The sequence below is a fragment of the Flavobacterium sp. 38-13 genome (assembly GCF_001899155.1).
GTDB classification, from domain to species: Bacteria; Bacteroidota; Bacteroidia; order Flavobacteriales; family Flavobacteriaceae; genus Flavobacterium; species Flavobacterium lindanitolerans.
The window spans coordinates 228,392-242,356 of the sequence record NZ_MKVG01000016.1; the positions used below are offsets into that span (position 1 = coordinate 228,392).

A 13,965-nucleotide genomic window follows, 5' to 3' on the forward strand; every position below is an offset into this window, starting at 1 on the left:
TAATCATTTAAACAAAGCCCCAATAGTATTGGGGCTTTTTGATTTTCAGTCATTTATAAATACAAAAGTCATTTTATGAAGTAAATTCTGCTATTTTTTTAAATAACTTTACAACTCAACAACCTTAAAATTTTAATTATGAAACTTAAAAACTTTTTAAACACATCATTCTTATTGTATTGCATTTCATCATTTTCACAAAATGTGTCTTCAACAGCAACATTAACGAGTGGAGGCTTAAACGCGGGAACAAGTGGAACTCAAAATACGTTCTATGGATATCAGGCTGGAAAAAATAATCTATCAAGTAACAACACATTCATAGGGGATAAGAGTGGCTCTTTAAATACCACAGGAGACGCAAATCTATTTAACGGTAGTTCTTCCGGAGCTGCAAACGTTTCAGGATCTAACAACACATATATTGGAGCAACTGCCGGAGATTCAAATAATGGAAACCACAACACCTTTATTGGAAGTGGTGCAGGTGGTGGTTATGAAGGCAACGAAAACGTATTTATTGGCACAGATACCGGACATGCGGGAGCTGGGAGTAATAACATTTTTATTGGTAATAGTGTAGGCTTTGGACAGATTACAAATAATAGACTTGTAATCGAAAATAATGGCCAATCTGTTAATCCACTAATCTGGGGAGATTTTGCTCAGGACCAATTAAAATTTAATGGAAAAGTAGGCATTGGATACGGGTTCGGAAACTTTCCTACAACAGCAGGCTCTGTAAATGTTGCTGCTTATAATCTATTTGTAAAAGGCGGTATATTGACTGAAGAAGTACGCGTCAATCTTCAAAGCGACTGGGCTGATTATGTTTTTGATAAAAACTATAATCTAAAATCACTTGAAGAAGTAGAAACTTTTATCAGCCAAAACAAGCATTTACCAAATATGCCTTCTGCAAAACAGGTAAAAGAAGAAGGGATTGAATTAGGAGAAATAACAAAAATCCAACAAGAAAAAATCGAGGAACTCACGCTCTATCTTATCGAATTAAACAAAGAGAATAAGGTGCTGCAGAAAAAACTGCTGGAATTAGAAGAAAAAATAAACGATTCAAATATCAAAAATTAACTGCTTAACTTTTAGGATTATGAAACTATCAAAATTTTTAAATCTAGGAATTTTATTCTGCGCTATTACTGCTTTTTCACAAAATGTAGCCTCGACCGCTACTTTGACCAGTGGAGGCTTAAATGCCGGAACCTCAGGAACTCAAAATGCATTCTATGGATCTGAAGCAGGTAAAGTTAACACAGGAAATAAAAACACATTTTTAGGTAACTTATCTGGAAAACTTAATACTACTGGATACGACAATACATTTGTAGGCACTGAAGCAGGCACAAGCAATTCCCTAGGAAGAGCAAACACTTATATAGGAAATGCATCAGGTAATGGAAATAATGGAAATGACAATACATTTCTTGGAGCATCTTCTGGTGACACATATATCGGTAATAACAATACTTTAATTGGCACAGCCTCTGGCGTCGGAAGTAGTGGAAACAATAATACTTTTTTAGGATCAGGAACAGGAACAGAAGCACAAGGTTCTGGAAATGTATATATAGGTAACCACGTTGGCTCTGAAATCTCTAATGACAATAAATTATTTATTGACAACACAAATACTATCATGCCTTTAATCTGGGGTGATTTTGCCCAAGATCAATTAAAATTTAACGGAAAAGTAGGCATTGGATATGGATTCGGAAACTTTCCTACAACAGCAGGTTCAGTAAATGTTTCTAATTACAATCTCTTTGTAAAAGGCGGCATTTTGACGGAAGAAGTTCGTGTTAATCTACAAGGAGATTGGGCCGACTATGTATTCAGTAAAGATTATGAATTAATGCCTCTTCAAAAGATAGAAATATTCATCAAAGAAAATGGCCATTTGCCTAATATGCCTTCTGCAAAACAGGTAAAAGAAAAAGGAATCGAATTAGGGCAGATTGCAAAAATGCAGCAGGAAAAAATTGAGGAACTGACACTTCATATGATCGAGCAAAATAAAACAATCGAAAAACAGAGTGAAGAAATAAAAGAGCTAAAAGAACTGGTAAAACAATTGATAGAAAAATAATATGAAAAAACTATATATCCTTATTTTGTTCTTTATATGTGGCCTTAAAAGCTTTGCACAAGGAACAGATGTCATCTTCTGGATTGACAATAGCGGTTCAATCTCTAATGGTGAATATAGCGAAATAAAAGTATCTGTAGAAAGTCTTATCCAAAAAGTCCTTTCATGCAGTCCTGAAAACAGAATAAGCATTATCCAATATAGTGCTTCAAGAGTCACGCAGCAAGGAACAGTAATAACAACACCTCGAATTTGGATTGAAAATGATTTCTCTACTTCAGCCCCAACATTCAACAGAAGGAATAGCATTATGGGTAATTCTGATTATGCTCATGAATCTTTGGGTCTTATAGGAAAAGCACTGGATCATATTGCCGATCCAAATATTTATGGCATATCAAACCTAAATAGAACGCCGGGAAATACGCTGGTAATATATTTTTTCACCGATGCTTTCAGAGATGGACTCGTAAGCCTTTCTTCTCCCGGTTTAGGAACAAATGCTGCTTTTCAAAATTATACAGATTTTAAAACTAATCGTAACGCTACATTTATAGTAACACTCTTGCCAACTGGATCAGGAATGCCTAGCTATGACTTAGAAGCAAAAAAAGCTGCTGCTGCAATTGCAAGTGCTTCTTGTGATGCTCCTTATAATAATGTAATAGAATCTTACCCAAATGATCCTGATGGTCCTGGTACTACTCCACGATTTCTCCTATATAAAACCGATTTTTTTCTTTCGCAACAAGAGATCGACATAACTAGTGATCAGATATGTTCTGTACAACAGGTAGTATGCAGTGAGCATATTGTACTGACCTCACCTTCAAATGATGTGTATGTGCCAGTGCAAGACAATAGACAAGCATCAATTTCTATAACCGCTTCCAATGTTTTAAATTATGAAACAGTCAGCTTTTATCATGCTGGAAAAACCGTAGTGATGTTACCTGGATTCCATGCAAAGTACAGTTCCAGATACAGAGCTTATATTCAAGATTGTGAAGATGAATTTATTTGTGACTTAAGTGTACAAAACAAAAACAAAACAGCCAATTACTCTGTGAAGAAAACCGAGTCGCTAAAATTATATCCAAATCCAACTTCTGACATGACTACCATAAGTGCGGAAGAAAACATTAAAAATATAACTATATCCACACTTCAGAATCAAGTGATTTTTAGCAAAGAAGTTCCTAAGCAAAAAACCTACGAAGTAAATCTTTCGGATTATAAAAAGGGAATATACATTATTATTATTCAGACTGAAAATGGAAATATCCTTACTTCTAAGATTATAAAAGAGTAATTACCAAAACTAATAGCCCCAACAAAATTGGGGCTATTTTATTAATAAATTCGCAAAACGAAATGATTACTTTTAAAATTAATGTCATTTTGAACAAATACAACCACGCGTTAAAATTTGTTTCCCGAAACTTCTCAAAAATATTTAAAATCCATTTTTTATATTAAAATAACAAATTACCTCATTTACAGTATTTTAATTATTTTTTTATACTACAAATAGTGTTAATTTTAGGTTAAACCTTAAATCAACATTATTATGAACTTAACAAAAACCCTATGCGCAGGATTACTGCTTGGCGGAATTTTTTCTGCAAATTCGCAAAATGTCGCTTCGACTAACTTACTAACCAGCGGCGGACTTGATGCCGGAACCGTTGAAAAAGAAAATGCTTTTTACGGCTACCAGGCCGGACGTTTTACCGAAAATGCTTATAATTCCTTTTTTGGGCATTTGGCAGGCGCTAAAAATGTCTCAGGAGACAGCAATTCATTTTTTGGACATCAGGCCGGAATCAATAATGGAGAAGGCAGTTCAAATACTTTTATTGGTGCTAGCGCCGGATCATATAATTATGACGGAAGACATAACGTTTATGTGGGTTATGCCAGCGGCGCATCAAATCAAGGAAATACAAACACTTTCATTGGAGCTTATTCCGGTGCAAAAGCTACAGGAGAAGGCAATGTCCTGATTGGAAGCTATGCAGGTTATGGAGAAACGGACAGCAACAAACTTCACATTAACAACGCTTATAATGTAACGCCTTTGATTTGGGGTGATTTCTCAAAATACCTTATCAAATTAAACGGAAAAGTGGGTATTGGTAACGATTTTGGTGCTTTCCCAATTTTTGCAGGAGGCTTGGATATTTCGCATTACAGACTGATTGTAAAAGGCGGCATCCTTACAGAAGAAGTAAGAATCAACCTGCAGGCTGATTGGGCTGATTATGTTTTCTCTGATAGTTATAAGCTAAAATCATTGGAAGAAGTAGAGAAATATATTGAAGATAACGGCCACCTGCCAAATGTTCCTTCAGCTAAACAAGTAAAGGAAGAAGGAATTGAATTGGGTGAAATCACAAAAATCCAACAGGAAAAGATTGAGGAACTGACACTGTATCTGATTCAGCAGAATAAGGAAATCCAGGAGTTAAAAGAAATGGTGAAAAACTTAAAGCAATAAATGTGAAAAATCTATACAGAAAACCAAAAACAGGGCTACTTATCCTCTTTTGTTTTTTGGCTGGCTCTTTCCATTCAGAGCTTTATTCTCAAGAACAGATAATATGGGATAATGTGCCTGTAAATACGACGGGGATTACCGCAACGTATTCCGGCGGAACCCTGAACGTGATGGCTACCGGTACAGGATTGAATATGGTATTCTACAGCATACCTGCCAATCCAACAGTGTTTCAAACTACCGGCGCATGGAATAATGCTCCATCCAAAGATTTGACCTTTACCTTTCCGGAGAAAGTAATAATAACCCGGTTTCGGGTATATGACATCAATTACGGAACCTGGAACGATTCCTTTAGCTTTTCAAACATTACATTCGGCGGAGTGACTGCATCGGCCGGATGCTGCGCTACAACCAGCGGTGTTACAGTATCTGCCGGGACTCCACCTAATACAGATGTTCATTGGTTGTGTTCTAACGCGGTAGACAACTTTACGATAAATTACGCCAATACCAACGGAACAACTCATGCTTATCTGTTTTATACGATGGAAATCCTAAGGCTACCGTCAATAGGAACGTTATGTTATAACAGTATACCTCCTACTCTGCCTACAACTTTAGGTAATAATATTCAGGGTAGCTGGAGTCCCGCTACTATCGACACGAGTGTGGCCGGAACAACCCAATATGTCTTTACACCAAATGGCGGACAGACGATTCAATGTCCGATAGCAATTGATGTCACCGTATTGCCTTCCGGGCAGCAAAACTGCTGTGTTCCCGACATAACATTAACATCACCAACAGACGATGTGGCATCAGGAAATCAGGATAACCGGGAAACCTCAAACACGATTACAGCCCACAACACCATCAATTCAGGTGCTGTTGGAGTATATCATGCCAAAAGAACCATTACGCTTAAAAAAGGGTTCTATTCAGCAAACGGCTCCAGATTCAGAGGTTATATACAGGGATGTACCGGTACATTTGTAGGAAGAGAATCTCCTACTGCCGAAACGACAGATCTGAAAAAGCTGATAACTGATACTCCTGTTACGGAAAAACTGCTTTTGTATCCAAATCCGGCGACACAAAAAGCCACCATAGAATACCAGCAGCCTATCCGAAACATTCGGGTTACCTCTATTGATGGAAAAACAATGCTTTTGAAAGAGCTTGACGCCAACTCTTATGAGATTGACCTTGCTAACTATAAAAATGGAATGTATATCGTGACAGTACAAACCGGAGACGGAAGGACAATTACTTCCAAACTGTTCAAAAAATAGTTTTCAGGCAACCATTATTTATCAACCCCGAACAGGTATAAAATCCTGTCGGGGTTTGTTTTTAAAATAATTACCTTTGCCAAAAACAATTCCCTTTGATTGCAGCATCAGACATATTCAGTATTTCCAACAATAAGCAGTTTGAAAAAATAGCCCTGAAAGTATTCCGGTTCCAATACGACAACAATAGCGTATATCGTGAATTCTGCCAGTTTTTGAATGTCGAAAAACAACAGGTGAAATCACTGCAGCAGATTCCGTTTCTGCCAATACAATTTTTTAAGAGTCATGAGGTTTTGTCTTCAACCGAAAAAATTCAGGAAACGTTTACAAGTTCCGGAACGACAGGAATGTCAACCAGCAGGCACTTTGTTACCGATATTACTTTATACGAAGAAAGTTATCGGAAAGGATTCGCGCAATTTTACGGAAATATTGAAAATTATGCCGTGCTCGCCCTGCTGCCTTCCTATCTGGAAAGGGAAGGCTCATCGCTTATTTATATGGTTGACGACTTGATTCAATTGTCAAACCATCCGGAAAGCGGTTTCTACCTCAACAATTATGACGACCTGATTCAAAAATTACTTCAGCTTGATGAAGCTGGTGAAAATATAATTTTAATTGGCGTAACCTATGCACTGCTTGACCTTATTGAAAAGCAACAATTCCATCTGAAAAATACTATCATCATGGAAACCGGAGGCATGAAAGGAAAACGCAAGGAAATGATTCGGGAGGAACTTCATGAATTGCTCTGCAAAGGATTTGGCGTTAACGCTATTCATTCGGAATACGGAATGACAGAACTGCTGTCACAGGCCTATTCTCTTGGCAACGGAGTCTTTGAATGTCCAAACTGGATGCAGGTACTTATTCGTGATACCGAAGACGCGCTTTCCTATGTTGAAAATGGAAAAACCGGAGGTATAAACGTGATTGACCTCGCCAATATCAATTCCTGCTCTTTTATTGCCACACAGGATTTGGGGAAAAAACAACCCAACAATTCATTTGAAGTATTGGGTCGTTTTGATAATTCTGATATTCGCGGATGCAATCTGATGGTGCTCTAGTCTTTAGAGTAAATTATTTTTCCGTGTTTAATTTCAGCAGAAATTTCATCCCCCCAATTAACTTTTAATTCTTTTCTAAATACTGTTGTTACCTCAATTGTTCCCTTTTTAACAATATTTGTATGCCCAATGACAGCCTTATAGACAGAATCTTTAGATAATGGTTGGAAAATTTGTGTTTTATGTTTTTTATTTCCTCGTTTAATAATTATTTCTCTTGGCAAAAAAACAACCCTCTCAGATTTGATTTCTTTTTTTACCAATTGTTCATTTTTAATAGGTAATATAGTAAATTTAAATTTTTCAACTTTTTTTGGTTGTTTTACACGGACAATAAATTTCGTATTTTTACCTCTTTGCAAAAGAATATACTTTCCCTTAATTAGAGTATTAATAGTTACTCTAAAATTTTCGTCTTTTATTTTCTCTTTATTTATAGATATAGAATTTTCCTTAAGGGCTCTTCGAGCTTCAGAATTAGATGATAAAAAACCGGATTTTTCATTTAACAAAGTGACAACATCAATACCTTTTTTTATCTCCCTTAATGAAATTTCTGCTTGTGGAACACCTTCAAATACTTCTAAAAATGTCTCATCATCTAGTTCTTCAAATGCTTCCGAATTTTTACTAAATAATGCTTCAGAAGCTTGAATTGCCTTTTCCAATTCTTCTCTGCTATGCACAAAAACCGTAATTTCTTCAGCTAATTTTTTCTGAAGGATACGCAAATGAGGTGCCTGTCTGTGCTCTTCAATCAGAGCTTCAATAGTATCTTTATCGAGGAATGTAAAAATTTTAATGTATTTTTCAGCATCTACATCAGTCGTATTCACCCAAAACTGGTAGAATTTGTAAACCGAAGTCTTGTCAGCATCCAGCCAAATGTTACCGCCTTCGGATTTACCAAACTTCGAACCGTCGGCTTTTGTAATCAACGGAGTAGTCAAGGCATAGGCTTTCGCATTTTCACCGCCCATTCTTCGCACTAATTCTGTTCCGGTAGTAATATTACCCCATTGGTCAGAACCGCCCATCTGCAAAAGGCAGTTGTAATTTTTATATAAATGATAGAAATCGTATCCCTGGATTAATTGATAGGTAAATTCTGTAAACGACATACCTTCTCCTTCTCCGCTGAATCTCTTTTTTACAGAATCTTTCGCCATCATGTAGTTTACGGTGATACGTTTTCCTACTTCACGGGCAAAATCAATAAATGAAAACTCTTTCATCCAGTCATAGTTATTAACCATGAAAGGAGCATTTTTGCCTTCAGTACCAAAATCCAGAAAACGTGACAATACGCTTTTGATTCCGGCTACGTTTTTGGCCAATGTTTCTTCATTTAACAGGTTTCTTTCATCAGATTTTCCAGACGGATCTCCAATCATTCCTGTAGCACCACCTACCAAAGCAATTGGCTGGTGCCCGAAATTCTTTAGATGAACAAGGAGAATGATCTGAACCATGCTTCCAATATGCAACGAGTCTGCTGTAGGATCAAATCCAATATAGGCAGTCGTAGCTTCTTTAAGCAATTGTTCTTCTGTTCCGGGCATGCTATCATGATACAGCCCTCTCCATTTTAATTCTTCAACTAAATTTTTCATTTTTCTATTAATTTGCGCAAAGATAAGGGTATTGGAGTAATTAGAAAATCCGAATGCCTCTCATTTCTAATTTATTTGCATACAATCCAAAAGAAATTGTAGCTTTATCATTCTGGGGCAAAATCCAACAATCTCCTTATATTTGCAACTATGGTTTTAGTAACAGGCGCTACCGGATTAGTAGGTTCACATCTTTTACTCCTTCTTCTTGAGAATGGAGAAGAGGTTCGGGCACTCTATAGAAACGAGAAAAACATTCAGCAGACAAAAGCCCTTTTTGAATGGAAAGGCCGGTTGGATATTTTTACAAAAATCAATTGGGTACAGGGCTGTCTCACAGATATTCCTTCTCTTGAAAAAGCATTTGAGAATATTGATTATGTGTACCATTGCGCCGCTTTTATTTCTTTTGACCCGGGCGATGAAGAACAGATGCGTAAGACCAACATTGAGGGCACTGCCAATATCGTCAATATGTGTCTGTCTTATAACGTCAAAAAACTTTGCCATGTAAGTTCTATTGCTGCTCTTGGTGATCTTCAGGAACATGAAACCATTATTACGGAAGAAACCGAATGGAATCCTGAAATATCCCGAAGTGATTATGCCATATCCAAATTCGGAGCTGAAATGGAAGTGTGGCGCGGTCAGGAAGAAGGCATTCCTGTGGTAATTGTAAATCCTGGTATCATACTTGGTCCGGGATTTTGGAACAGTGGAAGCAGCGAAATATTCCAACGGGTAAAAAAAGGATTAAAATATTATACTGAAGGTGCTACCGGGTTTGTAACCGTAGAAGATGTGACGCGTTCTATGTATCAGCTTATGAAAAGCAACATCCAGAAAGAACGTTTTATTTTGGTTACGGAAAGCATTACCTATCATCGACTTGCAGACCTTATTGCAACATCATTAGGCAAACCAAAACCATCCGTATATCTGAAGCCTTGGGTAACCGGATTGGCATGGAGGATTGACTGGCTGATTTCTACATTTTTCTTTAAAAAAAGGCAGCTGTCTAAAGCAACTGCAGCCTCATTGCACACCCAGTCCGAATTTGACAATTCTAAAATAAAAAATGCCCTCAATTTTGAATTTGAGGACATTCCTAATTATATCTCTAAAGTTTCCGCTACTGTTTAACGTTGTCTTTTTTTTGTTTTACTTCAAATTTCCTTTCAAGAATTTTTGTCGTATCTGTTTCCTTTTTTAACTCGCTGTCTATACGCATTTTTTCTTTTCCTGCCAATTCACTGATCTCATTATACATTTTTTCGTACTCCTTGACATTTTCTATAGCATAGTACTGATCGCTTTTCGCAAACTGAAGGCTATCGACTTTATATTTTTTATAGACATAGGTTGCCGGATCAATTCCATTCGAATCCAAAGCAGCCTGATTGACTCCTTTCATAGCCTGAAGTATTGCAAGATCATAGATGATATTCTTCATCTTATCTTTTGGTATAAGATTGGCAGGCTTTTCAACTGCTTTTTCCTGGCAGGCTACAACACTTAGCAAAACGAACAATAAAAAATATTTCTTCATACTTTTCTATTAACGGTCAAATTCCAATCGCATTCCCGGATGCACGTCTTTTACTTTAAAATTATTATAGACCAGTTCACCATTTACAAATGTATGTGTTATTCTTGACTTAAAGGTATATCCTTCAAATGGCGACCAACCACATTTGTATAAAATATTTTCTTTTTTAACGCTCCATGGCAATCCGGCATTGACAATTGCCAAGTCTGCATAATAGCCTTCTTTAATAAAGCCCCTCTTATTAATCTTGAAAATTTTCGCAGGATTATGGGCCATTTTTTCCACGATTTTCTCTACCGAAATTTTTCCCTGATGGAAAGCCTCAAACATGGCTACAACGGCATGCTGTACTAAAGGTCCTCCGGAAGGTGCAGAAGTATAAGGATTCTTCTTTTCTTCCAACGTATGTGGCGCATGGTCTGTAGCAATAACGTCAATCCTGTCGTCAAGCAAAGCTTCCCAAAGCGCATCCTTGTCTGCCTGGGTTTTAACTGCAGGATTCCATTTTATAAGGCTGCCTTTCTTATCATAATCTTCGTTCGTAAACCATAGATGGTGTATGCAGGCTTCCGCAGTAATTTTCTTTTCCTCCAAAGGAATCTTATTGGTAAACAATTTCATTTCTTTCGCCGTGGAAAGATGGAAAACATGCAATCTGGCACCTGTCTTCTTTGCCAATTCAATTGCTTTTGAAGAAGATAAATAGCAGGCTTCCTCACTTCGGATCAGATAATGGAATTTCATTGGAATATCATCACCGTATTCCTCTTTATATTTTGCAAGATTGTTTTTGATTGTAGTTTCGTCTTCGCAATGTACGGCAATCAGTAACGGAGTGCTGGCAAAGATTTTTTCCAAAACTTCGTCATTATCCACAAGCATATTTCCTGTGGAAGATCCTAAAAACAATTTAAGTCCGGCAACCGTCTTGGGATTTACTTTCAGGATTTCTTCCAAATTATCATTAGTTCCACCAAACATAAAGGAATAGTTGGCTATCGATTTTTCTGAAGCAATCTTAAATTTATCTTCAAGCAGTTCTATAGTTGTGGCCTGAGGATTTGTATTGGGCATTTCTATAAAAGATGTAATACCTCCGGCAACGGCAGCGCGCGATTCTGAAGCAATATCTCCTTTATGCGTAAGGCCAGGCTCTCTAAAATGCACCTGATCATCAATTGCTCCGGGAATTAAATAATTACCTTCTGCATTGATGATTTTTGTTGATGATGATTTTGCGCTGATGGTTTCCGCAATTTCAACAATAAATTCGTTTTCAATTAAAACGTCTCCTTCAAAAATAGTTCCTTCATTTACTATTTTGGCATTCTTAATCAAAACACTTTTCATCTCTTCTTTATTTTTTTGCACATTAAAACTGTGAGGAAATCGCCTTACAGATTGTTGAACATTTTCTTTACTCTTAAAACAATAACCCCAAAAATGGCCTCCTTAATAATAGAATTACTCATTTTTGACTGTCCTTTTGTTCTGTCCGTGAAAATAATCGGCACTTCAACAATTTTGAATTTTTTGGCATAAGCCCTATATTTCATTTCAATCTGAAAAGCATAACCTATGAATTTTATCTTGTCCAGGTTAATGCTTTTTAAAACATTCTTTTTGTAACATACAAATCCGGCAGTAGTGTCGCGAATTTCCATACCGGTAATCATTCTAACATATACTGAAGCAAAATAGGAAAGTAAAACACGACTTAAAGGCCAGTTCACAACATTCACTCCTGTAACATATCGGGAACCAATGGCTACATCATAAATACCAAAACGACAGGAATCATACAACTTTTCCAGATCGTGCGGATTGTGTGAAAAGTCGGCATCCATTTCAAAAATATATTCGTATTCTCGCTCAAGAGCCCATTTGAAACCATGTACATAAGCAGTACCTAAGCCTGATTTTTTGCTTCGTTGTTCTAAAAAAAGTCGTCCGGGATATTCTTCCTGGAGCGCCATTACTTTTTGTGCGGTATGATCCGGGGAATTGTCATCAATAATCAAAACATGAAACGGCTTCTGCAAAGAAAATACAGTCCTGATGATACTTTCGATATTTTCAATTTCGTTATAAGTGGGAATTATAACAATGCCGTCGTTCATATTTGCATAATTTCATCACAAAAGTAAACTTTTTATAGTAGTTGATTCATAATAAAATTATAATAATCTCCGCCTTTCTTAATTTTTATTGGGTTTCTCAGATTTTCGGTCCTTTCTTTTTTAAACTAAAATTCATCTAATTTTCTGACTATCATCAATAGGCTATCAGCGAAAAAAAATAAAAAGAGAAAGTAATAAAAATCATTAATTTTACGCCATGTTAGAAATCGTTTTACAGCCGAGAATTTTAGAAAGCAAAGATTGGGCAACCGTACTGTTTGTGCTGTGCTTTATACTTATTGCGGCTACAAGAGGCGTTTTCGAAGGTCGCTTTTCAGATTTTTCAAGACTGGCATACAGCGACAAATACATCAAAATTTACAGAGACAGCGGTAATCTGATGAACTGGTTTACGATTTCACTGTTTATCGTACAAGTCATTTCTTTTGCCTTTTTTATCCAAATCATATTGAGTTATTTTGGATATACTTCAAAAACAGACTGGGTTACTTACATTCAAATTGTCACACTGCTAAGCATTTTCATACTTTCTAAATACTTGATAGAGAAGATTATAGCCACTTCTTTTAATATTGAAGAATTTAGCGAACAGTTTAATTTACAAAAAGTTAGCTACAGAACCTACATAGGACTTTGTATCCTCCCTTTAAATGTAATCTTGTTCTATAATGATACACCAATAGATTTATTAATATATTTCCTTATTGCTATCATTTTGTTAATAAACATACTTACTTATCTTCTTTCTTTAAAAATTTATCAAAATTTGATTATCGGCAAGTTGTTTTATTTTATTTTGTATCTTTGCGCTCTTGAAATAGCACCTTATTATTTCATGTATTATTGGTTTACAAAAAGGTAGTACACAAGAAAACGTCAACTATGAAAGTGAAAACAATTTTGGTTTCGCAGCCAGAGCCTAAAGTAGAAAACTCTCCATATTTTGAGTTGCAACAAAAGCACAAAGTCAAAATTGATTTCAGGCCTTTTATCCACGTTGAGGGCGTTAGCGCAAAAGACGTGAGACAGCAAAAAATTGACTTGAACAATTTTACAGCCATCATCTTAACCAGCAAAAATTCCATCGATCATTTTTTCAGGGTAGCAGAAGAGATGAGATATAAGATTCCCGAAGATTTGAAATATTTTTGCCAGTCTGAGGCGATAGCCTTTTATCTTCAGAAATATGTAATCTACAGAAAACGCAAGATTTATGTAGGACAAAAAGACTTCGCTGATTTATCTCCTCTAATCAAGAAATATAAAGACGAGAAATTTCTATTGCCTGCTTCAGACCAATTAAACGCTGATGCTCCGCAAACACTGAATAATTTAAAAGTGAACTGGACGCAAGCTACTTTTTACAAAACGGTAATGAGCGACCTGTCTGACTTAGCCGATGTTTATTATGATGTTTTGGCTTTTTTCAGCCCGACAGGAATCAAGTCTTTATTCATGAACTTCCCGGATTTTGAGCAAAATAACACCCGAATTGCCGTATTTGGAAGTACTACGCAAAAAGAAGCTTTGGATCATGGATTGAGAGTTGACATTATGGCTCCTTCACCTGAAGCTCCATCTATGACTATGGCTTTGGAAAAATATATTGCAAAAGCAAACAAAGAAGACAAAGGAAAATAATTCCTTTTCTTTTAATCATAAAAAACCCTGCAGCAAATGCAGG

12 protein-coding genes and 1 pseudogene are annotated in these 13,965 nt (G+C 36.4%); 9 read left to right on the top strand and 4 right to left on the bottom strand.

Annotated elements, in window-relative coordinates; all coding sequences use genetic code 11:
• The first annotated feature begins 138 nt into the window (after positions 1-138).
• The 6 genes from BGO88_RS11550 to BGO88_RS11575 all read left to right on the top strand — a co-directional run bounded on the left by BGO88_RS11550 (position 139) and on the right by BGO88_RS11575 (position 6,978).
• The gene (locus BGO88_RS11550) at positions 139-1,092 is read left to right on the top strand and encodes an ATP synthase subunit B family protein (RefSeq protein WP_286706980.1); all 954 of its coding nucleotides are present in this window, start codon (positions 139-141) and stop codon (positions 1,090-1,092) included.
• Positions 1,093-1,111: 19 nt separating this feature from the next.
• A complete protein-coding gene (locus BGO88_RS11555; protein ID WP_286706981.1) occupies positions 1,112-2,107 on the top strand; it encodes a hypothetical protein in 996 nt (331 codons plus the stop codon).
• Between the two features lies 1 nt (position 2,108).
• Positions 2,109-3,419 carry a 3-coathanger stack domain-containing protein gene (locus tag BGO88_RS11560; RefSeq protein ID WP_286706982.1) on the top strand — a complete coding sequence of 437 codons (1,311 nt, stop codon included), beginning with the start codon at positions 2,109-2,111 and terminating at the stop codon, positions 3,417-3,419.
• 258 nt (positions 3,420-3,677) lie between these two features.
• Entirely contained in the window at positions 3,678-4,607 is a 930-nt protein-coding gene (locus BGO88_RS11565) for a hypothetical protein (RefSeq protein ID WP_273238066.1), read from the top strand.
• 2 nt (positions 4,608-4,609) lie between these two features.
• A complete protein-coding gene (locus BGO88_RS11570; RefSeq protein WP_286706983.1) occupies positions 4,610-5,902 on the top strand; it encodes a 3-coathanger stack domain-containing protein in 1,293 nt (430 codons plus the stop codon).
• Between the two features lie 95 nt (positions 5,903-5,997).
• Positions 5,998-6,978, top strand: coding sequence for a LuxE/PaaK family acyltransferase (locus tag BGO88_RS11575; RefSeq protein WP_286706984.1), 981 nt, complete (start codon positions 5,998-6,000; stop codon positions 6,976-6,978).
• A 323-nt stretch (positions 6,979-7,301) separates the two neighbouring features.
• Here the strand turns inward: BGO88_RS11575 and tyrS are convergent.
• A pseudogene (tyrS, locus tag BGO88_RS11580) lies at positions 7,302-8,591 on the bottom strand (tyrosine--tRNA ligase); the annotation flags it as partial.
• Positions 8,592-8,741: 150 nt separating this feature from the next.
• Here tyrS and BGO88_RS11585 point away from each other — a divergent pair.
• Complete coding sequence (locus tag BGO88_RS11585) at positions 8,742-9,734, top strand: NAD-dependent epimerase/dehydratase family protein (protein ID WP_286706985.1); 993 nt, start codon at positions 8,742-8,744, stop codon at positions 9,732-9,734.
• Here BGO88_RS11585 and BGO88_RS11590 read toward each other — a convergent pair.
• The 3 genes from BGO88_RS11590 to BGO88_RS11600 are packed head-to-tail and all read right to left on the bottom strand — an operon-like array spanning position 9,724 to position 12,260.
• Positions 9,724-10,140 (bottom strand): DUF4296 domain-containing protein, encoded by a 417-nt coding sequence (locus tag BGO88_RS11590; RefSeq protein ID WP_101470803.1) that lies wholly within the window; start codon positions 10,138-10,140, stop codon positions 9,724-9,726. The two genes, BGO88_RS11585 and BGO88_RS11590, sit on opposite strands and share 11 nt — an antisense overlap.
• 9 nt (positions 10,141-10,149) lie before the next feature.
• On the bottom strand, positions 10,150-11,490 hold the full coding sequence (locus tag BGO88_RS11595; RefSeq protein WP_286706986.1) for a dihydroorotase: 1,341 nt from the start codon (positions 11,488-11,490) through the stop codon (positions 10,150-10,152).
• A gap of 44 nt (positions 11,491-11,534) precedes the next feature.
• Positions 11,535-12,260, bottom strand: coding sequence for a polyprenol monophosphomannose synthase (locus BGO88_RS11600; RefSeq protein WP_056071892.1), 726 nt, complete (start codon positions 12,258-12,260; stop codon positions 11,535-11,537).
• Positions 12,261-12,477: 217 nt separating this feature from the next.
• On the opposite strand from BGO88_RS11600, the gene BGO88_RS11605 reads away from it, so the two are divergent.
• Both BGO88_RS11605 and BGO88_RS11610 read left to right on the top strand, forming a co-directional pair.
• Positions 12,478-13,143, top strand: a complete 666-nt coding sequence (locus tag BGO88_RS11605; protein WP_056071889.1) for a DUF4271 domain-containing protein — start codon at positions 12,478-12,480, stop codon at positions 13,141-13,143.
• Between the two features lie 20 nt (positions 13,144-13,163).
• Entirely contained in the window at positions 13,164-13,922 is a 759-nt protein-coding gene (locus tag BGO88_RS11610) for a uroporphyrinogen-III synthase (RefSeq protein ID WP_101470806.1), read from the top strand.
• The last annotated feature ends 43 nt before the right edge of the window (positions 13,923-13,965 follow it).